We start from the raw sequence: 18,457 nt of genomic DNA, 5'->3' as shown, positions 1-18,457 counted from the left end.
TTAATGGGTATATTTCTTAAGAATTACACTGGCATTGTGTCCGCCGAACCCAAAGGTGTTGGACAACGCCGCATTTATTTCTCTTTTCTCCGGTTTGTTGAAGGTGAAATTCAGCTTATAGTCTATTTCCGGATCATCATCCCCTTCGAGGTGATTAATGGTCGGGGGAACCGTTTGATTTCGGATCGCCAATATAGACAAAAGAGCCTCTAAAGCTCCGGCTGCTCCCAACAAATGTCCGGTCATCGACTTCGTTGAACTGATATTCAGTTTGTAGCTATGTTCTCCAAAAACGTCCAAGATGGCTTTTACTTCGGAGATATCCCCTACGGGAGTCGACGTACCATGTACATTGATATAGTCGATATCTTCAGGTTGAAAATCGGCATCTTCCAATGCATTTCTCATCACCAGCTTAGCCCCTAATCCCTCGGGATGCGAAGCGGTGAGGTGATAGGCGTCGGCCGACATGCCTCCTCCGGCGATCTCGGCATAAATAGTGGCTCCCCGGGCAATCGCATGGTCGAGTTCTTCGAGAATGAGCGCCGCGCTGCCTTCCCCCATCACAAACCCGTCGCGACTGGCGCTAAAAGGCCTCGACGCCGTTTCGGGCTCGTCATTTCGGGTGGACAAGGCATGCATGGCATTGAATCCGCCCACCGCAGAAGGGCTAATCGTAGCTTCGGCCCCGCCGGTAACAATCGCATTCGCTTTTCCTAACCGGATGAGATTGAAAGCGTCTACTATCGCATTTGTAGAAGAAGCGCAAGCCGATACGGTTGCGTAATTAGGTCCCCTCAGTCCGTAAATCATAGAGATATGGCCGGCAGCGATATCCGCTATCATTTTCGGAATGAAGAAAGGATTGAACCGAGGGCCTTTGTCTATATTTACATAATATCCGCCGACTTCTTCTTCGAATGTTCTGATGCCACCGATTCCGGCAGAAAAAATCACCCCGATACGATCTTTATTTTCTTTTTCAAGATCCATCCCGGAGTTTTCCATCGCTTCTTTCGCAGCGGCGACGGCCAACTGTGCATACCGGTCATATTTCCGTTGCTCTTTCCGGTCAAAAAGCTTACTGGGGTCAAAGTCCTTGACCTCGCAAGCAAATTGCGTTTTAAAAGCAGATGCATCAAAATGAGTAATAGGCCCGGCTCCGCTTTTTCCGGCAAGTATATTCGTCCAAGTTGTTTGGACATCATTACCCACCGGTGTTACGGCACCCAAGCCTGTTACTACTACTCTTTTTAATTCCATATAAATAATTATAGGAAAGAATTATTTAGAGTGTTGTTCTATGTAAGTAATGGCGTCACCTACAGTAGAGATTTTTTCTGCTTGATCATCCGGAATGGAAAGATTGAATTCTTTTTCAAATTCCATGATCAATTCAACAGTGTCGAGAGAGTCGGCTCCCAAATCGTTGGTGAAACTAGCTGTTTCCGTTACTTCTGATTCTTCAACACCTAATTTGTCTACAATAATCGCTTTTACTCTTTGTGCTACTTCGGACATAACTTTTGATATTAATGAATAAATAAAATTTTCTTTTTAAATTTGTGCGTGCAAAGTAAGGCAATTTTTCTGTAATTGCACAACTTTTTATAGATTAAATTCAATTTTTCTGCACAAAATGTAGTTTTTTGTGCATATTATAAGGTCGTTTTATGATTCGTATAGCCCTGTTTGCGTCGGGAAACGGTAGTAATGCCGAGAATATCGCCCGATATCTTCAAGATAGTCCCGAAATGGAGATTGCGCTTATTCTTTCTAATCGGAAGAAAGCCTATGTCCATGAGCGTGCGGCTAAGTTGAAAATACCTTCTCGAACCTTTTCGAAAGAAGAATGGATGGACGGAGAGCGTATTTTGGAAATATTACGGCAAGACCGTATCGATTTTATTGTGTTGGCCGGATTTCTGTTGAAAGTGCCGGCCCGGCTGTTAGCCGCTTATCATCGCCGGATCATCAATATTCATCCGGCGTTACTGCCTAAATACGGAGGAAAAGGGATGTATGGCGACCGGGTTCATCAAGCCGTTGTGGGAGCCGGGGAGAAAGAGTCGGGTATTACGATTCATTTTGTAAATGAACGGTACGACGAAGGCGCCATTATTTATCAGGCCACTTGTCGCGTGGATCCGGAAGATTCTCCCGAGCAGGTTGCGGCGCACGTGCATGAATTGGAATATATGCATTTTCCGCGTATTGTGAAAGAGGTGGCTCTAAGGGAGACGGGGAGACAAGGAGACAGGGAGACGGGGAGACGGGGAGACGGGGAGACGGGGAGACAAGGAGACGGGGAGACAGGGAGACTGAGAGACAGGGAGACTGAGAGACAGGGAGACTGAGAGACAAGGAGACGGGGAGAAAAATAAATAGATCGCATGGAAATGTAGAAAAAAGTCGTATCTTTGCAACCGCATCTTGCGGCTGTGGCGTAATTGGTAGCCGCGCTAGACTTAGGATCTAGTGACGAAAGTCGTGGGGGTTCGAGTCCCTTCAGCCGCACGCAAAAACCGGAAACCTGTCGTTTATTCAAACGGCGGTTTTTTTGTTTTTTTACAGGGATGTCGCCGAAACTGTTTTTTCCATTGGAGAAAGGGCCGCCATTCTCTTTATTTTCCGTAACTGATATAGAAAGGTCAGGATGGTTACCACAAAAGCGATGGAATCCGCTACGGGCATGCTTACGAATACGCCGTCGAGAGCATAGAAAAGCGGTAATACCAGCAGGGCGGGAACCAGAAATATGAGTTGGCGCGTAAGCGACAGGAAAACCGATATTTTGGCTTTACCTATCGACTGGAAAAAGTTACTGATCACGATTTGAGGCCCGACAATAGGGAATGCGGCCATTGTTATCCGTAATCCCCGCTCCGAAATGCGCATCATTTCGAGGTCGTTGGTAAACAGTTTGACAATCCATCCGGGAAATAATTCTCCCAATAAAAATCCTGTCGTTGTAATGGTCATCGCGCCGATAAGCGTATACTTCAATGCTTTGAAAGATCGGTCGAGTTGCCTTGCTCCGTAATTATACCCAACGATGGGTTGCATGCCCATCGTTAATCCGATGACAATCATGACGAATAAAGTCGCCACGCGGTTGATGATGCCGTAAGCTCCCACGGCAAGATCGCCGCCGTATTTGATGAGGCTGCCGTTGATGACGGAAACGACCAAACTCGAGGTAAGATGCATCAGGAACGGCGATATGCCGATGGCCAGCATGGAGCCGATGGTCTTTAGGGATAAACGGTAGATTCCTTTTTCAAAATGAATGTAATTGTTTTTATTCAAAAAATGTATTCCTACCCAGATCAAGCCCGTGAATTGCGAAAGAACCGTAGCCAATGCCGTCCCTTTCATCCCCCATCCGAAGACGAAAATAAACAAAGGCGCCAGAATGATATTGACGGCAACGGTGAGGAACGACGACAGCATCGCCTTCTTCGGATAACCGCTTACCCGCATCATGTTGTTTAACGAGAAAAATACGAAACCGATAGGCGTTCCGAGCAGATAAACCCACATGAAATCGTAGGCATACGGCAACAGCGCTTCGCTTGCCCCGAACAAACGCAGTATTGGTTCGAGGAAAATGAAGGTAGTTCCACCCAGAATAACGGCATTCAAGGCGTTGATGATCGTTACGTGCGCCAAAATACTGACGGCCCCGTGTTCGTCTTTTTGCCCGAGCCGGATGGAGGTAAGGGTGGCGCCGCCTACCCCGATAAGCGTGGAAAAAGCCATCAGGATATTCATCAGGGGAAAGGTGACGGCCATTCCCGACAGTGCCATGGCGCCGATGCCTTGCCCTATGAAAATGCTGTCGATGATATGGTAAAGGGAAGTGACGACCATTCCGATAATCGCCGGAAAAGAATATTGCCCGAGCAATTGCCTGATATCCCCGCTGCCCAAGAGGTGCGGATTGTTTGTATTATTTTGGCTCAGCGTGTTTTTTATATCCATAAATAGAAAGCAAAGATATAAAAAATAATGATGAAGAGCCGTTTGTTTTAAGGCGCTTGATCGAGGGCGTTGCTCCGGCCGGCACCTTCGATAAAGGGAATATAAAAAAATAATTGTAGCTTTGCAGGCAAATTGAAAAATAATGAGCAGGACTATCCTTGAATTTCTGGACGAATCGGTAAAGAAGTATGCCGACCGTCCTTATCTATATGAAGCGAAGAGCGGATCGGAATATACCTCGTTGACGTATCGTCAGGTGCAGGAACAATCGAAACAATTTGCCGCAGGGTTACTTTCTTTGGGCGTGCAGGCGGGCGACCGCATCGCGCTGTTGTCGGAAGGCAAGAACAATTGGGTGATCGGCGAGTTGGGCATCTTGCATGCCGGGGCTATTTGTGTGCCGTTGTCGGTTAAACTGGAGAGCGAACAAGATATCAGCTTCCGCCTGAACCATTCCGAAACCCGTATGGTGTTGGCATCCGATCAGCAAATCGCCAAGTTGCGGAGAATGAAAAATGCATTTCCTACCGTGGAGCAATATATCCTGCTCGATGAAGAGGACGGGATTGAAAAGGATGAACTGCTGTTTGATACAGTGATTGAAAAAGGCGTTCAGGCGTTGACGCAAAACCCGTTGTTTCTCGACGAACGAATCCAAGGCGTCACTCCCGAGTCGCTGGCCAATATTTCGTACACCTCCGGTACGACGGCCAATCCGAAAGGGATTATGCTTACCCACAGTAACTATGTATTCAATGCCGAACAATCGGTCGATCATATAAAAGGCATTCCGTCCCATTTCCGCACCTTGTTGATTCTGCCGTGGGATCATTCGTTCGGGCATACGGCCGGAATCTATTCGTTTATGAAATGCGGAGCCTCGATAGCTTCGGTTGCGATGGGCAAATCGCCGATAGAAGTGCTGCGGAATGTTCCGAAAAGCCTGAAAGCCATCAATCCGCACATGATGATGAGTGTGCCGGCGTTGGCCGCGAACTTCCGCAAGAATATCGAAGCCGGCATCGAAAAGAAAGGAAAACGAACCGCCACCTTGTTTCGAAAAGCATTGAAACTGGCGTATACCTATAATAAAGAAGGATTCAATAAAGGAGCCGGTGCGCGGTTCTGGATGAAACCCCTGCTGTCGGTTTACGACCGGTTGATATTTTCGAAAGTGCGGCAATCGTTTGCAAGCAACATGGCGTATTTCATCGGCGGCGGGGCGTTGCTCGATATCGAATTGCAGCGGTTTTTCTATGCGATCGGCATCCCCATGTATCAAGGGTACGGATTGTCGGAAGCGACGCCCGTCATTTCGGCCAACAGCGCCCACGCGCACAAACTCGGCTCGTCGGGTAAACCGTTGCCGCGCATGGATATTCAGATTGTGGATGAAACGCTGAAAGAAGTGCCGGCGGGCGAAAAGGGCGAAATCATGATCTGTGGCGGAAACGTGATGAAAGGCTATTGGAAGAATCCCGAAGCAACCGCTGAAACTCTTGTAGACGGATGGCTGCGTACAGGCGATATGGGCTATCTCGATACGGACGGTTATTTATATGTATTAGGGCGGACAAAATCGTTATTGATCGGCGATGACGGAGAGAAGTTTTCGCCGGAAGGCATCGAAGAGTCGATTATGGCGACGTCGCCTTATATCGAGCAGTGTGTACTGTATAATAATCAACGTCCGTATACGACGGCGCTGATCGTGGTGAATCGCGACGAATTGAAAAAGCGTACTTCCGACCCGCAGGAAGCCGCCCGCATTATCGAACAAGAGGTCGGCGCCTATCTGAAAGGCGGAAAGCATGACGGGTTGTTTCCCTATCGGTGGCTTCCTTCGGCTTTCGCCGTATTGGAAGAGCCTTTTACGGAGAAAAACGGATTGGTCAACTCTTCGCTGAAGATTGTGAAGCATAAAGTGTATTCGGCTTACGCGGGGCGCATCGAAGGACTGTATACGGCGGAAGGAAAAAAGGCCACTTCGGCAAATAATATCGACGTGTTGAAGAAAATACTGGGATGAGTTATGAGTGATGAATGATGAATTATGAATGATGAATTATGAATGATGAGTGATGAATGATGAGTGATGAGTGATGAGTGATGAGTGATGAGTGCGGTTATTATTTTCCCATCATTTCGAGATGGCATTGCAGCAAAGCGCCGGTTTTTTCATCACGGAGATGCATCCCGTTTCCCTGGCACTGTTTGTAGGCTTTGCACGAAGCGCAGCGGCCGGTTTTCGTCCATGAACGGTCGCGCATGATTTGAAAACGCGTGTTCCAAACCGTCCAAAAATCATCTTGATAGATATTTCCCTGGATGTAATCGCTTCGAAGGCTCGGGCAAGCGCTTATATCGCCGTTTGCAAGGACGGAACCGATATGTATTCCGGCTTGGCAGAAAAAAGGCTGGTCGCGCACTTCCATTTCGTACTCGCCCAAATAACCTTCACATCCGTACGAGGCGTTTATTTCCCCTTCGCGACGCGTTTCGCGAATAAAATCCAGCATCCGGACAAATTCTTCCGGCGAAAGTTTCAAAAGGGGATTGTCTTTCGCCCGTCCCTTGGGGAAGACGGTAAATAACCGCCAATGCTTCACCCCCAACGAAAGTAAGAGGTTTTTGAGTTGAGGCAACTCATCGATATTCTTCTTGTGGACACACGTCACCACATCATACGTGAGGTCGGGGGTGGAAGCTACCCGGTAAATGGCATTTACGGCGCGCAGCCACGACCCTTGCTTGACTCGGAACCATTCGTGCGATTCCTCGTTGTAGCCGTCGAGACTGACGGTTACCGAACGCAACCCGGCGGACAATAGACTGTCCAATCGTTTTTGCGACAAGCCGTATCCGTTCGTTACGAATCCCCACGGATATTCCAGGTCGTAGATGGCGCGTCCGCACGCTTCGAGGTCTTTGCGGACGAGCGGTTCGCCGCCGGTAATGACAATCATGGTTTTATGCGGATCCACATGCGGGCGTATATCCGAAAGCACTCTCAGAAAATCCTCCTTCGGCATGTCGGGCACCCACGATTGTTGGGTGCAATCGCTTCCGCAATGCACGCAGTTGAAATTGCAACGCAAGGTGCACTCCCAAAACAGATAATTGAGTTGATGAAAGTGTGTTTCGGTTTTTTTATACTCCTGATAGAGCGAAAGAATTGTCGTTTTGCGTAGATCCATGCCGCGTAGTGTTAAGGGCGGTTCGTTATTATATAATATATAAGGTGTATCGTTATTCGGCGGAAGTTTTTTTGTCGGGCTTTAAAGCGAAGTCGGCATCGTCTTTTTCAAAAGCGCCATCATACCAATTTCCATCGCCTTTTTTAATTTGAACGACATCTTTCTTCTGGAGAGATACCGAATCGGATACAAGCGACCCGTTTTTTGCGCCATCGACGTCATCGACCCGTATTTTCACCGGAAAACCGATGATACCTTTCATGTCGAGCGTGTAGTTGCCCCGGGTATCGGTATAAACGGTGTCTGCCTGACCGAACTCTTTCCCGATCACCCGGATATCGGGAACCGGCTGATTTGTTTCTTTATTTGTCACCTTGCCATGTGCCTTGAAGTAGGCAGAAGGCGTACCGTATTCTGCCATAATGCCGCCTCCGGGTTTACTGCAACCGGCCAATACCCCGATCAATGAAAGGATGGCTGTGACGGCTTTTCCATAAGCCTTAAGCGCTAATTTTTTCATCTGTTTTTCTTTTTTATACACACAATGTATTTATAAGATGGAATAGTTATAAAAACGTTGCATCGAGTAGCGATAAGTTTTTATCGTAAGTTAACCGTAATTTTGTACCTTTGCGCATCATAAAACAGACAATCCTATAAAAGAAAAACGAAGATATGTACAACTGGTTTGAATGCAAAATAAAATATGACAAAATGCTCGAGTCGGGCATGCAAAAAACAGTGACCGAACCCTATTTGGTGGACGCCTTGTCGTTTACGGAAGCTGAAGCGAGAATTATTGAAGAGATTAAGCCCTATATTTCGGGCGAGTTTTCGGTGTCGGACATCAAACGGGTGAAATACACCGAATCGTTTTTTAACGAAACCGGCGACCGTTACTATAAAACCAAACTGTATTTTATCACGCTCGATGAGAAGAGCGGTTCGGAAAAGAAAACCGCCATCAATATGTTGGTGCAAGCAAGCACTTTGAAAGAAGCCGTTGAAATTATCGAAGCCGAAATGAAGAAGACGATGATCGATTACTCCATGGCTTCGGTGACCGAAACGGCTATTATGGATGTCTTCCCCTATGAGTCGGAACCGGCTCAAAAACCGAAAAGCGAGGAATGAGCATCGGGACGCAGATCGATCGGTTGCGAAAGGATGTTCCCGAAGGGATGGAAATTGTCGCCGTGTCGAAATTCCATCCCGATACGGATATCCGGGAGGCGTACGAGGCCGGGCAACGCGTGTTCGGCGAGAACCGCGTGCAGGAACTGACGGAAAAGCAAGAAAAACTGCCGAAGGATATCCGCTGGCATTTTATCGGCAGCCTGCAACGCAATAAGGTCAAGTATATCGCTCCGTTCATCGATATGATTCACAGTCTCGACAGTGCACGGCTTTTGTGCGAGATTGAAAAACAAGCGGCGGCCAACGACCGCATTATTCCGTGCCTGTTGCAGATTCATATTGCGGAAGAAGAAACCAAATCGGGCTTCTCGCCGGATGAATGCCTGCGTTTTTTGGATAAGGGCGAATGGAAAGATTGCCGGCACGTGCAGTTGTCGGGCGTAATGGGCATGGCCACCTATACTGACGACGAAAAACAAGTGCGAAAAGAGTTCCGCAACCTGAAAGCGTTGTTCGATAGGGTGAAGACGGCCCATTTTGCGGAAGATCCCGCTTTTAAAGAACTATCCATGGGCATGTCGGGCGATTATCCGCTGGCCATTGAAGAAGGCAGTACGATGATTCGTGTGGGGACGTTTATTTTCGGGGAACGTCCGTGAGAAGATATCCATCTATTTTATATTTCTCCGCAGGTAATCATTTATATTGATAAAAAATCCGTAATTTTGCGAAGGACGTGCACCCTTTGGCCATAGCCCGACGTGAAAGTTCGCGGCGAACGTGGCCGAACGCCGCCCTGAGCGCCGCTATCGGCCCGAACAAGTGAGAACATAAACGATTTCTTCTATAATTCGATGAATATATGAATATCCAACAACTTGAATATGTGATCGCGGTAGATACTTACCGGCATTTTTCGAGAGCGGCGGAAGCTTCTTTCGTTACGCAACCCACTTTGAGTATGATGATCCAAAAACTCGAAGAAGAACTGGGTGTGAAGATTTTCGACCGTTCGCAATTGCCGGTGCAACCCACCGATATCGGGCTGCGCATTATTGAACAGGCGCGTATGGCCGTTGCGCAGGTCAATCAAATCAAAGAAATCATTAATGAGGAAAAGGGAATGATAAAGGGCGTTTTCCGCCTGGGGATTATTCCCACCGTGTCGCCTTACCTGTTGCCGAAACTCATGCATATTCATTCGGGTAACAAGTACGACATCCGTATTGTGATTCACGAATTGACGACCGACCAGATTTTACTCGGCTTGAGTAAAGATACGCTCGACGGCGGCATCCTGGCGACGCCGTTGAAAGAAAATGCGATAAAGGAATATCCGCTGTACTACGAACGTTTTTTTGCGTATGTTTCGCCGCATGAACGGGCTTTGTATGCAAAGACTTCGCTCGACGAAAGTGACCTGAATGCGACCAAACTATGGCTCTTGGACGAAGTGCATTGCTTCCGCACGCAGATTTTGCATTTATGTAACTTGAAGAAAAAACGCGGCAACCAGTCGATCTTTTCGTACGAAGCGGGGAGCATCGACACGCTCGTGCATATCGTCGATAAAAACGAGGGTCTTACGGTGATTCCCGAAATGGCGGTGGAAAATCTGACCGATGTACAGATAAAGAATGTTCGCCCGTTTAAGAATACTACGCCGGTACGTGAAATAAGCCTGATCACCCGAAAGGATTTCTTGCGCGAACGGATGATTGCGATTATTAAAGAGGAAGTACAACTGTCGGTTCCCGATTCCTTGAAAGATACGGCAATGAAGAAATATGTGATTCCGTTGTAAGGGGGAGGATAGAAGATAGAGGATGGTGGTTAGAGGATAGAGGATAGAGGATAGAAGATGGAGGTTGGAAGTTGGAAGATGAGAGACTATGTTCCAATCTCCAACCTTCAACCTCCAGTCTCCATCCACCAACTTACAGTTTCAATTTAAATCCTGCGAAAAACGATCTCGGCGTTCCGGGCCCGTAAATATAACTCGACGCCCTGCCGGCACCGGTATCGAAATCATCTTGAAACGAATTGAAAATGTTCTGCACGCCGGCGTTCAACTCTACTTGCAAATCAGCATAGATGGCCAGATTGTAGGCCACTTTCGCATTCAGTTCGAAGAAAGCGGGCGACGTCTCGGTAATGTTTACTTGAGAGAAGCGGTCGACGCCTTCCACGCCGAAGCCGGCCTCATGAGGCACCTGCATGCTGCCCGTATAGTTTCCGGATAACGTGGCGGCGAAGTCTTTCAGCGGCTTGTAAGTAGCCACGAAGTAAGCATACGCGTCGGGGGTGCGCATCATGCGTTTGGAGGGCGTCACCTGGTCCAACGCTTCCTCTTCGGGCGTTTCGGGCTCCCACCATTTCCTTTCGTTATCGTACAGGCTGCGTTGGAAGGTGGCGCCGGCCTGTAGGTCGAACCGCGAACCGAAAGCCGCTTTTCCTTCGAGATTCAACCCATACACTTTGGCGCCGTCTTCGGCATTTTCAATCCAGATTTCGTTATCGCCCCGTTTGACTTCGGTAAATGGCTGTTCGAGCCGGGTGAAAAAACCTTCCACAAGCAAGTTGAGTTGCACGCTTCCGAGGGTGCGGTACACATCGACGGAACCGCTGATGCTGCGCGAACGCTCTTCCTTCAAATTGTCGGAAAGATAGCGCACCACCTGCTCGCCGCCGGCGATGTCGACGTGCAGGTCTTCATCGAACACCTGCGGGGCACGGAAACCTTCGCTGTAAGTGACTCGGAAATTGACGTCGGAGGTAGGATTGTAACGGATGTTCAACCTCGGGCTGAAGATGGCTTTGTCGACGAGATTGTGCTTGTCGAGGCGGCCGCCCGCAAGGAAGCTCCAGCGGTCGGTTTTCCATTCGTTTTGCAAGAAAACCCCCGCCGTGCGCGTTTGCTGCGAAATCGGATCTTTACGGTAGCCGCTGGCATCTTCGAGATTGCTGCCCTGATATTCGAGTCCGGTCGTCAGGTCGGCCGGCATGAACCAAAGGCGGTCGAACGAATGCATATACAGTCCGCCCACCTGGTAAGTCAGTTCGGTGGTGGTGCCGTACGCATTTTTGCGGATGGTGTTGTTTTCGATGAGGACGTTCACGCGGTCGATTTCCTCCGGGCTCATGGCGGGCGTGATGGTTGGAACATCGTCGACGTACGGATCGCCCGCGCCGTAGTAACTGTCGCGGTGCGTATGTTGCACGGCGGCATACAGGTTGAATTTATTTTTTTGGTCGGGCGTGTATTGCTCGAAATTCAGGTTCGCGCCATTCACATAGTGCTCGAGTTGCTCGGTGATGTAAGCCTCGAAGGGTTGGCGGGTTAAGCTGTCGCCGCCGCGGCGGAACTCGTGCATGTTTTGATATTCGAGCGTGAGCTTCGAGTAAACGCCGGTTTTGAGGAACGAGCGGAATCCGAGCGCTCGGTTCTTGAGCAGCGGCATTTCGGTAAAACCGTCGCCGTCGAGGTCGTATCCTTCGCGCAGACGGTGTTGTCCGTATACCATGATGCCCGCATTGCGGTTGTCATTGACTATCGAGGCATTGAAAGTCGTGTTGTTTTCGAGGGCGCCCGATCCGTTGATGGACGTGAAGGTGTGGCCGAATTCGCCCGAGTTGCGGATCGGCTCGCGGGTGATGATGTTAATGGTTCCGCCGATGGCATTGGCGCCGAAGAGAGCCGATCCGCCGCCGCGCACCACTTCGATGCGTTCGATCATGTTGGTCGGGATCTGTTCGAGGTTGTAAACGCCGGCAAGGGCGCCGATAACGGGGCGCGAATCGATCAAAATCTGCGAGTAGGGGCCGTCGAGGCCGTTAATGCGCACCTGCGTGGTTCCGCAGTTCTGGCAATTATTCTCGACGCGCAGTCCCGGCTGGAATTTCAATCCTTCCGAAAGCGTTTTCGAGTTGGTCACATCGAGCGTTTTCATGTCGAGGATGCTGACCAGCGAAGGCGCCAGGCGGCGGGTCGTTTCATTGCGGTTGGCCGATACCACCACCGCATCGAGCGATACATTCTCTTCATCGAGTTCAAAATCGATTTCCTGCGTGGTGCGCGCTTTTATTTCCACCTCTCGGGTAGCGGTTTTGAAGCCCATCATCGAGACTTCGAGGGTGAACGTGCCTTTGGGCAGGTTTTTCAGAAAATAATGTCCGGTGGCATCGGTGGTGGTGCCTATGGTGGTGCCTTTTAGTTTGATGACTACATACGGCAAATGTTCTTGCGTTTTGGTTTCCAGCACGTGTCCGAAAATATTGGCATCGGTTTGGCGGGATATGTCTTCGTCTGCTTGCCCATACGCATGCACGGCCAGCAAACATAGAATGAGTGTAAAAAATTTCTTCATTTTATGTATTTATTTTTATGAACGGATCGTGCGCAGAACGTCCTTCGGAAATCTTTTCTGATAAATGAAGGCCTGTTTCCGGCGTCATGATCCTGTAAATGGATAAAGCAACGGCGTAGTCGGAATTCTTTTTTTGAAAACAGACAAAACGGCCGGATAAATTAAAAAACGGGTTGAAAAGGAGTGTTAGCCGCGTGCGGGAGGACCCCTGGCCGGGAGGTTGGCGATCGGCTCGATGACAAGGCCCATTTCATACCCGTCGATATAGGGGATGATGGTCGGCAGCGAGAGATCGGCCAGATTGATGTGCGGAATGATATCCGTCGTTAAACTTGTTTGATAAAAACTCTGTAGGAGGAAGAGTTGGTTGGGCGTATGTGTGTGTTGGGTTTTCTCTCCTTTTTTGTAAGGATGCGAATGCACATACGTGGTGTTGTTGATGATGTGGGTATGGGTGAAAAGGGATATTCCGCCTACATAAGCCGTAAACAGAACGAGAAAAAACCATTGTATGATGTTCCCTTTTCGTATCATCGCGCCGGCAAAGATACAGTATTTTATTTTTTCTGAACCCTCCCGTTTCGATTTGTTTTATTTTTTTTGCAAATTCCCCGTCCCGGATCGTGCCGTGTGACGGTCAATTTCGTAGACCGAAGTTTCGGTATATAATCATTTTATCGTACTTTTGTGGCGTGAAGACGGACAACGGTCCTCGCCCCTTGCTGCCTTCCCGGATGCGACCATCAACTGAAACAATGGATATACAGGCAATTATCGAAAAATATTATACTCCGGGCACTAAACTGTACGACATTTACCTGTCGCACGTGACCGACGTCACCCGCAAAGCCCTCTCCATCATACAAAAACATCCCGAACTGGCCGTGAATACGCGTTTTATCGAAGAAGCGGGCATGATTCACGACATCGGAATCTTTAAAACCAATTCGCCCGGCATCGCTTGTGTGGGCGACATGCCGTATATCTGCCACGGATATCTCGGGCGTGAGTTGATGGACGCCGAGGGCTATCCCAAGCATGGGCTGGTGTGCGAACGCCACACCGGTACGGGGCTCAGCCTCGAAACCATTATCGAACGCAACCTGCCCCTTCCGCATCGCGATATGCGGCCGCAAAGCCTCGAAGAAAAAATCATCTGTTTTGCCGATAAATTTTATTCCAAGTCGCAACTGGGCAAGGAGAAACCGGTGAAAAAAGTGCGCGAAAGCCTCAGCAAGCACGGGTGGCATGAGGTAGAGGTCTTCGACGAGTGGTGCGAACTGTTTCTATGATTTATCAGGGTAAGGGGTACGGATAAATTTTTTCCTCCTTTATCCTCCAAAAACGAAAATGTCAGTTTTCTCCGGCTTTTTTTGATAAAAAAAAGATCGAAAATCATTTGGCGTTTAAAAAATGAGTATATTTGCCACATTAATTCAGTGGAAATAGTGCCTTAACATTTTGTGAAAATTGCACAAGTGCCAAGACAACTCTATTACGGACATGTTGAAATTTGTAAGACTTCAGAAAATCGGCGCGGAGCCTCTGAATTTTTCACAGTTTTCAAAACACTTGTCGTATATCTTCTGAAAATTTCACAGACTCCAAACTACTTGTCGGGGAGCTTGTGAAAATTTCACAGACATCAAAACACCTGTCGGGAACCTTCTGAAAAATTCACAGCCACCAAAACAACCGGCGTAAAGCTTCCGAAATTTTCACAGCCTTCAATTCGTTTTTTTTAAGTAGGATTCATGTTTTTTTATTGGTAAAAAGTAAATGACTATGGATGAAAAAAAATTCTCTACGCTTTATGTAGCGAGATTGGCGGTCGAGGAAATATTCTCGTTGTGTAAATCCACCATCGATTTATCGACTCCTCTTTCCGAGGAGCTTGGAGTAGTACCCAATGCAGCTCTCACCGAGTTGACGGAGGTAAATAATAAATTGGGCGCGGCCTTGAATAAGTCGCAGAAATCGGAACTTTCCGGCCTTATCGAAACGAATGATAAAGGGCGGGACGGCGACTTGCAGGAGATATTCCGTACAAAAAACCTGTATCTCCGCAGCCGCGATGCGGCCAAGAAAAAAGCCGCCGAAGAACTCGACTATTTCTTGAGCCCTTATAAGGGGGTGTACAAGTTGCCGCTTGATGTCGAGTCGGGTGTCGTATCCGAAATGATGGCAAAGTACAATGCGTCCGAAGCGTTGAAAGCTGCGGCGACGGCATTGGGCATCGACGGTATCTTTACGTCGCTCGGAACCTACAATACCGGTTTCGATACCCTCTACAAACAGCGCACGGTAAGCGCTGCCGCACGGGGAGCATCGGCATCGAGCCTGCGCAATAAAGTGGTTTCGGCTTACATGCAGTTTACCACAGCCATCGAACAACTGGCTACTTTCGTCCCGACCGACGCCTTGATTTCGTTGTTCTTTCAACTCGATGAAGTGCGCAAGCAATACCATCCGCTTGAGGGCGGCGAGGAGAAAGAGGACGAGAAAAAGTCCTAAGTTTGAACGCATTTACCGGAAGCTCGATCTCCGTGATCCCTTTGGCTGAAAGGGATAAATAATGCAAACATGGCACGCTTTATTGATCCTTTATATGACACGGCTTTTAAGCTGATTTTCGGGCAGGAGAACAGCAAGGAACTTTTGCTCGACTTTTTAAACGCTTTGTTGGCCGGAGAGAAAAAAATTAGGGAAATCCGCTTCGAAGATAAGGAACGGATGCCTTTCTATAACGGTGGCCGGAAGGGAATTTACGACATTGCTTGCCTATCGGAGAAAGGGGAACATTTCATTGTGGAAATGCAAAATGTACGACAGGATTATTTTTGTGATCGGGCACTGTATTACCTTTCCCAGACGATCGCCAATCAGGGAGAAAAAGGAACGGAATGGGAATTCGCCCTGAAAGCCGTTTACGGCGTGTTTTTCCTGAATTTTCCCTTGCGTGGCAAGTTGCGTACCGATGGCATGATTGCCGACCGCGACACGCACGAACAAATCAGCGACAAAATGCGTTTTATTTTCATCGAATTACCTTTTTTTACGAAAAAGGAATCGGAGTGCAAAACAAATGTGGAACAATGGTTATATATATTACGCAACATGACAACATTGGAGAAAATACCTTTCAAAGACCGGAATCCGGTTTTTGAAAAACTGGAACAGATTACCGACCTGGCTTCCCTGAGTAAAGAGGAGCGCAGGAGGTACGATGCCGACATCAGAGCCTACCGCGACCGCCTGGCGCAAATGAATACGGCTAAGAGAGAAGGGCAGAGAAAAGGTCAGAAAATAGGCGAGAAAAGGGCGCGGATAGAAGTCGCCCGGAACATGAAAGCAAATGGCATGTCCTCAGAAACGATTGCCCGGGTTACCGGATTGTCCCTGACTGAAATCGATGGCATTGAATGACTTTCGTTCCTTACACGTGTTACTTTACAGGCTATGGTACTCAGAAAAGCGAAAATAAAGGATCTGGAGGCTATTATGGATATTTATCATGTGGCACGGCAAGGAATGCAACGTTCCGGCAATAAAAAGCAATGGGGCGACAGTTATCCTTCGCGCGAGTTGATTGAAAAAAGCATACTCGATGATAAACAGTATGTGTTTCAGCATAAAGGCGAACTCGTCGGGACCTTTTATTTTGCGGTTGAAGAGGAGTCGACGTATGCCCGGATTTATAACGGGGAATGGTTGAATGACGATCCTTACGGAGTGGTGCATCGTTTGGCTTCGAACGGCAGACATAAAGGTGTCGCTCACTTTTGCCTGGAATGGTGCTTGCTGCAATGCGATAACATGCGCATCGATACTCACCGGGATAACATCATAATGCAAAATATATTGGAAAAAAACGGATATCTCCGTTGCGGCATGATCTTTACGCATGACGCCACCGAAAGGTTGGCTTTCCAAAAAAGTAAGCGCCTGTATCATTAGCCTGAGTGTGTTATTCCGGGCGGGAATATCGTTGATTGATTCTTTAAAGATAAATATGAAAATATGAATGGGTTGGATTTTATCCGGCAGTTGATCGATGCTTCCAAAGCGTATTTAAGAGGCAAATATAGCCTGGTTGATGTGAATATACCGGAAGAGGTTTTTCTCAGCCGGTTGAATTGGTTGAAAGAAGAAGAAATTATTTCGGATGCCGAATTTTTTCAATTGAAAAATGATTATGATACACAGAAAATTATTTCGTGAGGCGTTTTCCTTGTTCTTTCTGTTCGTTACGATTCCTTTGTGGGCGCAGAAGGAGATTTCCGGAACCGTTACTGACTGTGAACGGAATCCCTTGCCGGGAGTGAGCATCCGTCTCAATGATAAATCCGTTACTTTTTCCGACTCATTGGGGAGATATATCCTCACCGTGCCGGATACCAACACCGTTATTACCTATCGGTATATTGGAAAGCAAACCGAAAAAATAAAAGTCGGGAATCGGGAAATCATCGATGTCTCTTTAAAGCAAGAGGATTTGAGGCTGATTAAAATGAATAAAATAGAAAGTGAAAAATCAGGGGTAATGATTATGAACGAGCCTAAGCAGGTAAAGAACATTATGGTGCGGAAGCCGGTCATTTATCTTTATCCGGAAACGGAAAGGATGGTCTCTGTCAAAATAAAGTACGATGGCGCGTTATCGTTTACTTATCCGCTGTATGAAAACGGTTGGCAAGTCACGGCGACTCCCGGCGGCTTGTTGAAAAATACCTCCGATGGTCGCGAATACGCTTATTTGTTTTGGGAGGGAGAGAAGCACTATAGAGCGGAGGAGGTAACTTATGACAGCGGGTTTGTCGTTCATAAAGATTCTATCGTTCCGTTTCTTCAGGAGAACTTATCGTTTATGGGCTTGACGCCACGCGAATACAATGATTTTATTGTTTACTGGACTCCTTATTTGATGCAACAGGAGTGGCATTTCATTCATTTCAGAGTAGGCGAGGAGTATGATGTTATTTCGGAGAATATCGTTAGTCCCGCTCCGGATACGGCCATTCGGGTGTTTATGGATTGCAAGGGTCTGGAGACCCCTTTCGAGGTAAACCCTCAGCAATTACAGGCCCCGGCCAGAAAAGGATTTACGCTTGTCGAATGGGGTGGCGCCGAATTGACACAACCTATCCGGGTGAAAGGTGTCGACGGAGAATATCTAAACAAATAAGTGAAAAATAAAAAATAAATAAGTTAGTCACGCCGTCAAGAACGGTATTAAAAACAATCAAATCAATGAAAAAATTAGTGTTCCTTCCTTTTCTCGCCGTTGTTTGCTGCATGAGCATCGCGGCCCAAGACAAAACGGCGGATATTAAAAGGCTGTTCGAGTTAATGCAATCTGAAAAAACGATCGATGACATGATGGACAACATGCTGGCGGTCTTTCAACAACAGGCCGAAGGTAAAATACAAGGGGCCGCAGCAAAAGAAAAATACGACGAATATGTCGAATTTATGAAAACGGAAGTGCGTGATTTATCCGATAAGATGGTCAACCAGGAGATGGTCGATATCTACAACCGTCATTTTACGCAGGAAGAAATTAAGGATTTAATCCGGTTTTACGAAACGCCGACCGGTAAAAAACTGATTGAAAAGAACCCCGAAGTCACGAAAGATCTGATGAACTCGATGATGACGAAATATATGCCGGAATTTCAAGGAAAGCTGGCTTCTAAATTAAAGGATTTGAGCGTCGAGCCTTGAGCCTTGTGTTATTGTGATAACAAAAGTGAAAAGGCGAACTTATACGGA

Annotated in this window: 18 protein-coding genes, 1 tRNA gene and 1 pseudogene; 13 read left to right on the top strand and 7 right to left on the bottom strand. The window is 47.6% G+C overall.

What is annotated here, in order from left to right:
• Nucleotides 1-1,263, bottom strand: a complete 1,263-nt coding sequence (fabF, locus tag ABNK31_RS14710; protein ID WP_418893212.1) for a beta-ketoacyl-ACP synthase II — start codon at nucleotides 1,261-1,263, stop codon at nucleotides 1-3.
• 21 nt (nucleotides 1,264-1,284) lie between these two features.
• Complete coding sequence (locus ABNK31_RS14705) at nucleotides 1,285-1,521, bottom strand: acyl carrier protein (RefSeq protein ID WP_418893211.1); 237 nt, start codon at nucleotides 1,519-1,521, stop codon at nucleotides 1,285-1,287.
• 152 nt (nucleotides 1,522-1,673) lie between these two features.
• Here ABNK31_RS14705 and ABNK31_RS14700 point away from each other — a divergent pair.
• Both ABNK31_RS14700 and ABNK31_RS14695 read left to right on the top strand, forming a co-directional pair.
• Nucleotides 1,674-2,228, top strand: a pseudogene (locus ABNK31_RS14700) (phosphoribosylglycinamide formyltransferase); the annotation flags it as partial.
• A 207-nt stretch (nucleotides 2,229-2,435) separates the two neighbouring features.
• A tRNA-Leu gene (locus ABNK31_RS14695) sits at nucleotides 2,436-2,517 on the top strand.
• Between the two features lie 51 nt (nucleotides 2,518-2,568).
• On the opposite strand, the gene ABNK31_RS14690 is transcribed toward ABNK31_RS14695, so the two are convergent.
• Nucleotides 2,569-3,984, bottom strand: coding sequence for an MATE family efflux transporter (locus ABNK31_RS14690; RefSeq protein ID WP_418893210.1), 1,416 nt, complete (start codon nucleotides 3,982-3,984; stop codon nucleotides 2,569-2,571).
• 142 nt (nucleotides 3,985-4,126) lie between these two features.
• Here ABNK31_RS14690 and ABNK31_RS14685 point away from each other — a divergent pair, with 142 nt between their 5' ends.
• The gene (locus ABNK31_RS14685) at nucleotides 4,127-6,013 is read left to right on the top strand and encodes an AMP-dependent synthetase/ligase (RefSeq protein WP_418893209.1); all 1,887 of its coding nucleotides are present in this window, start codon (nucleotides 4,127-4,129) and stop codon (nucleotides 6,011-6,013) included.
• Nucleotides 6,014-6,113: 100 nt separating this feature from the next.
• On the opposite strand, the gene ABNK31_RS14680 is transcribed toward ABNK31_RS14685, so the two are convergent.
• Both ABNK31_RS14680 and ABNK31_RS14675 read right to left on the bottom strand, forming a co-directional pair.
• On the bottom strand, nucleotides 6,114-7,181 hold the full coding sequence (locus tag ABNK31_RS14680; RefSeq protein ID WP_418893208.1) for a TIGR04133 family radical SAM/SPASM protein: 1,068 nt from the start codon (nucleotides 7,179-7,181) through the stop codon (nucleotides 6,114-6,116).
• 52 nt (nucleotides 7,182-7,233) lie between these two features.
• The gene (locus tag ABNK31_RS14675; protein WP_418893207.1) at nucleotides 7,234-7,701 is read right to left on the bottom strand and encodes a radical SAM-associated putative lipoprotein; all 468 of its coding nucleotides are present in this window, start codon (nucleotides 7,699-7,701) and stop codon (nucleotides 7,234-7,236) included.
• A gap of 155 nt (nucleotides 7,702-7,856) precedes the next feature.
• Here ABNK31_RS14675 and ABNK31_RS14670 point away from each other — a divergent pair, with 155 nt between their 5' ends.
• From ABNK31_RS14670 to ABNK31_RS14660, 3 genes are all read left to right on the top strand, one after another.
• Nucleotides 7,857-8,315, top strand: a complete 459-nt coding sequence (locus ABNK31_RS14670) for a DUF4494 domain-containing protein (RefSeq protein WP_418893206.1) — start codon at nucleotides 7,857-7,859, stop codon at nucleotides 8,313-8,315.
• Complete coding sequence (locus ABNK31_RS14665; RefSeq protein WP_418893205.1) at nucleotides 8,312-8,977, top strand: YggS family pyridoxal phosphate-dependent enzyme; 666 nt, start codon at nucleotides 8,312-8,314, stop codon at nucleotides 8,975-8,977. The genes ABNK31_RS14670 and ABNK31_RS14665 overlap by 4 nt, the downstream gene beginning before the upstream one ends.
• A 203-nt stretch (nucleotides 8,978-9,180) precedes the next feature.
• The gene (locus ABNK31_RS14660) at nucleotides 9,181-10,122 is read left to right on the top strand and encodes a hydrogen peroxide-inducible genes activator (protein WP_418893204.1); all 942 of its coding nucleotides are present in this window, start codon (nucleotides 9,181-9,183) and stop codon (nucleotides 10,120-10,122) included.
• Between the two features lie 133 nt (nucleotides 10,123-10,255).
• Here the strand turns inward: ABNK31_RS14660 and ABNK31_RS14655 are convergent, their stop codons facing one another.
• Both ABNK31_RS14655 and ABNK31_RS14650 read right to left on the bottom strand, forming a co-directional pair.
• Nucleotides 10,256-12,685: a TonB-dependent receptor gene (locus tag ABNK31_RS14655; RefSeq protein ID WP_418893203.1), complete on the bottom strand. Its 2,430-nt coding sequence runs from the start codon at nucleotides 12,683-12,685 to the stop codon at nucleotides 10,256-10,258.
• 186 nt (nucleotides 12,686-12,871) lie between these two features.
• On the bottom strand, nucleotides 12,872-13,219 hold the full coding sequence (locus ABNK31_RS14650) for a hypothetical protein (protein ID WP_321578995.1): 348 nt from the start codon (nucleotides 13,217-13,219) through the stop codon (nucleotides 12,872-12,874).
• Nucleotides 13,220-13,440: 221 nt separating this feature from the next.
• On the opposite strand from ABNK31_RS14650, the gene ABNK31_RS14645 reads away from it, so the two are divergent.
• From ABNK31_RS14645 to ABNK31_RS14615, 7 genes are all read left to right on the top strand, one after another.
• Nucleotides 13,441-13,977 carry a phosphohydrolase gene (locus ABNK31_RS14645; RefSeq protein ID WP_418893202.1) on the top strand — a complete coding sequence of 179 codons (537 nt, stop codon included), beginning with the start codon at nucleotides 13,441-13,443 and terminating at the stop codon, nucleotides 13,975-13,977.
• 493 nt (nucleotides 13,978-14,470) lie between these two features.
• Nucleotides 14,471-15,199, top strand: a complete 729-nt coding sequence (locus ABNK31_RS14640; RefSeq protein ID WP_418893201.1) for a DUF6261 family protein — start codon at nucleotides 14,471-14,473, stop codon at nucleotides 15,197-15,199.
• A gap of 69 nt (nucleotides 15,200-15,268) precedes the next feature.
• The gene (locus ABNK31_RS14635) at nucleotides 15,269-16,111 is read left to right on the top strand and encodes an Rpn family recombination-promoting nuclease/putative transposase (protein ID WP_418893200.1); all 843 of its coding nucleotides are present in this window, start codon (nucleotides 15,269-15,271) and stop codon (nucleotides 16,109-16,111) included.
• 33 nt (nucleotides 16,112-16,144) lie between these two features.
• Nucleotides 16,145-16,642, top strand: a complete 498-nt coding sequence (locus ABNK31_RS14630) for a GNAT family N-acetyltransferase (protein ID WP_418893199.1) — start codon at nucleotides 16,145-16,147, stop codon at nucleotides 16,640-16,642.
• 63 nt (nucleotides 16,643-16,705) lie between these two features.
• Nucleotides 16,706-16,906: a hypothetical protein gene (locus ABNK31_RS14625; protein ID WP_418893198.1), complete on the top strand. Its 201-nt coding sequence runs from the start codon at nucleotides 16,706-16,708 to the stop codon at nucleotides 16,904-16,906.
• Nucleotides 16,881-17,870, top strand: a complete 990-nt coding sequence (locus ABNK31_RS14620) for a carboxypeptidase-like regulatory domain-containing protein (RefSeq protein WP_418893197.1) — start codon at nucleotides 16,881-16,883, stop codon at nucleotides 17,868-17,870. Before ABNK31_RS14625 ends, ABNK31_RS14620 begins: the two co-directional genes overlap by 26 nt.
• A 65-nt stretch (nucleotides 17,871-17,935) precedes the next feature.
• On the top strand, nucleotides 17,936-18,409 hold the full coding sequence (locus tag ABNK31_RS14615; protein ID WP_321579368.1) for a DUF2059 domain-containing protein: 474 nt from the start codon (nucleotides 17,936-17,938) through the stop codon (nucleotides 18,407-18,409).
• Nucleotides 18,410-18,457 lie beyond the last annotated feature (48 nt).

Source organism: Limibacterium fermenti, from assembly GCF_041902845.1.
GTDB classification, from domain to species: Bacteria; Bacteroidota; Bacteroidia; order Bacteroidales; family Dysgonomonadaceae; genus Limibacterium; species Limibacterium fermenti.
The sequence above is the reverse complement of the archived record's forward strand: the minus strand, read 5'-3'. Positions and strand labels throughout refer to the sequence as shown.

Coding starts and splice junctions, on each gene's coding strand:
- fabF (WP_418893212.1), bottom strand. CDS start 1,263: ATGGAATTAAAAAGAGTAGTAGTAACAGGCTTGGGTGCCGTAACACCG.
- ABNK31_RS14705 (WP_418893211.1), bottom strand. CDS start 1,521: ATGTCCGAAGTAGCACAAAGAGTAAAAGCGATTATTGTAGACAAATTA.
- ABNK31_RS14690 (WP_418893210.1), bottom strand. CDS start 3,984: ATGGATATAAAAAACACGCTGAGCCAAAATAATACAAACAATCCGCAC.
- ABNK31_RS14685 (WP_418893209.1), top strand. CDS start 4,127: ATGAGCAGGACTATCCTTGAATTTCTGGACGAATCGGTAAAGAAGTAT.
- ABNK31_RS14680 (WP_418893208.1), bottom strand. CDS start 7,181: ATGGATCTACGCAAAACGACAATTCTTTCGCTCTATCAGGAGTATAAA.
- ABNK31_RS14675 (WP_418893207.1), bottom strand. CDS start 7,701: ATGAAAAAATTAGCGCTTAAGGCTTATGGAAAAGCCGTCACAGCCATC.
- ABNK31_RS14670 (WP_418893206.1), top strand. CDS start 7,857: ATGTACAACTGGTTTGAATGCAAAATAAAATATGACAAAATGCTCGAG.
- ABNK31_RS14665 (WP_418893205.1), top strand. CDS start 8,312: ATGAGCATCGGGACGCAGATCGATCGGTTGCGAAAGGATGTTCCCGAA.
- ABNK31_RS14660 (WP_418893204.1), top strand. CDS start 9,181: ATGAATATCCAACAACTTGAATATGTGATCGCGGTAGATACTTACCGG.
- ABNK31_RS14655 (WP_418893203.1), bottom strand. CDS start 12,685: ATGAAGAAATTTTTTACACTCATTCTATGTTTGCTGGCCGTGCATGCG.
- ABNK31_RS14650 (WP_321578995.1), bottom strand. CDS start 13,219: ATGATACGAAAAGGGAACATCATACAATGGTTTTTTCTCGTTCTGTTT.
- ABNK31_RS14645 (WP_418893202.1), top strand. CDS start 13,441: ATGGATATACAGGCAATTATCGAAAAATATTATACTCCGGGCACTAAA.
- ABNK31_RS14640 (WP_418893201.1), top strand. CDS start 14,471: ATGGATGAAAAAAAATTCTCTACGCTTTATGTAGCGAGATTGGCGGTC.
- ABNK31_RS14635 (WP_418893200.1), top strand. CDS start 15,269: ATGGCACGCTTTATTGATCCTTTATATGACACGGCTTTTAAGCTGATT.
- ABNK31_RS14630 (WP_418893199.1), top strand. CDS start 16,145: ATGGTACTCAGAAAAGCGAAAATAAAGGATCTGGAGGCTATTATGGAT.
- ABNK31_RS14625 (WP_418893198.1), top strand. CDS start 16,706: ATGAATGGGTTGGATTTTATCCGGCAGTTGATCGATGCTTCCAAAGCG.
- ABNK31_RS14620 (WP_418893197.1), top strand. CDS start 16,881: ATGATACACAGAAAATTATTTCGTGAGGCGTTTTCCTTGTTCTTTCTG.
- ABNK31_RS14615 (WP_321579368.1), top strand. CDS start 17,936: ATGAAAAAATTAGTGTTCCTTCCTTTTCTCGCCGTTGTTTGCTGCATG.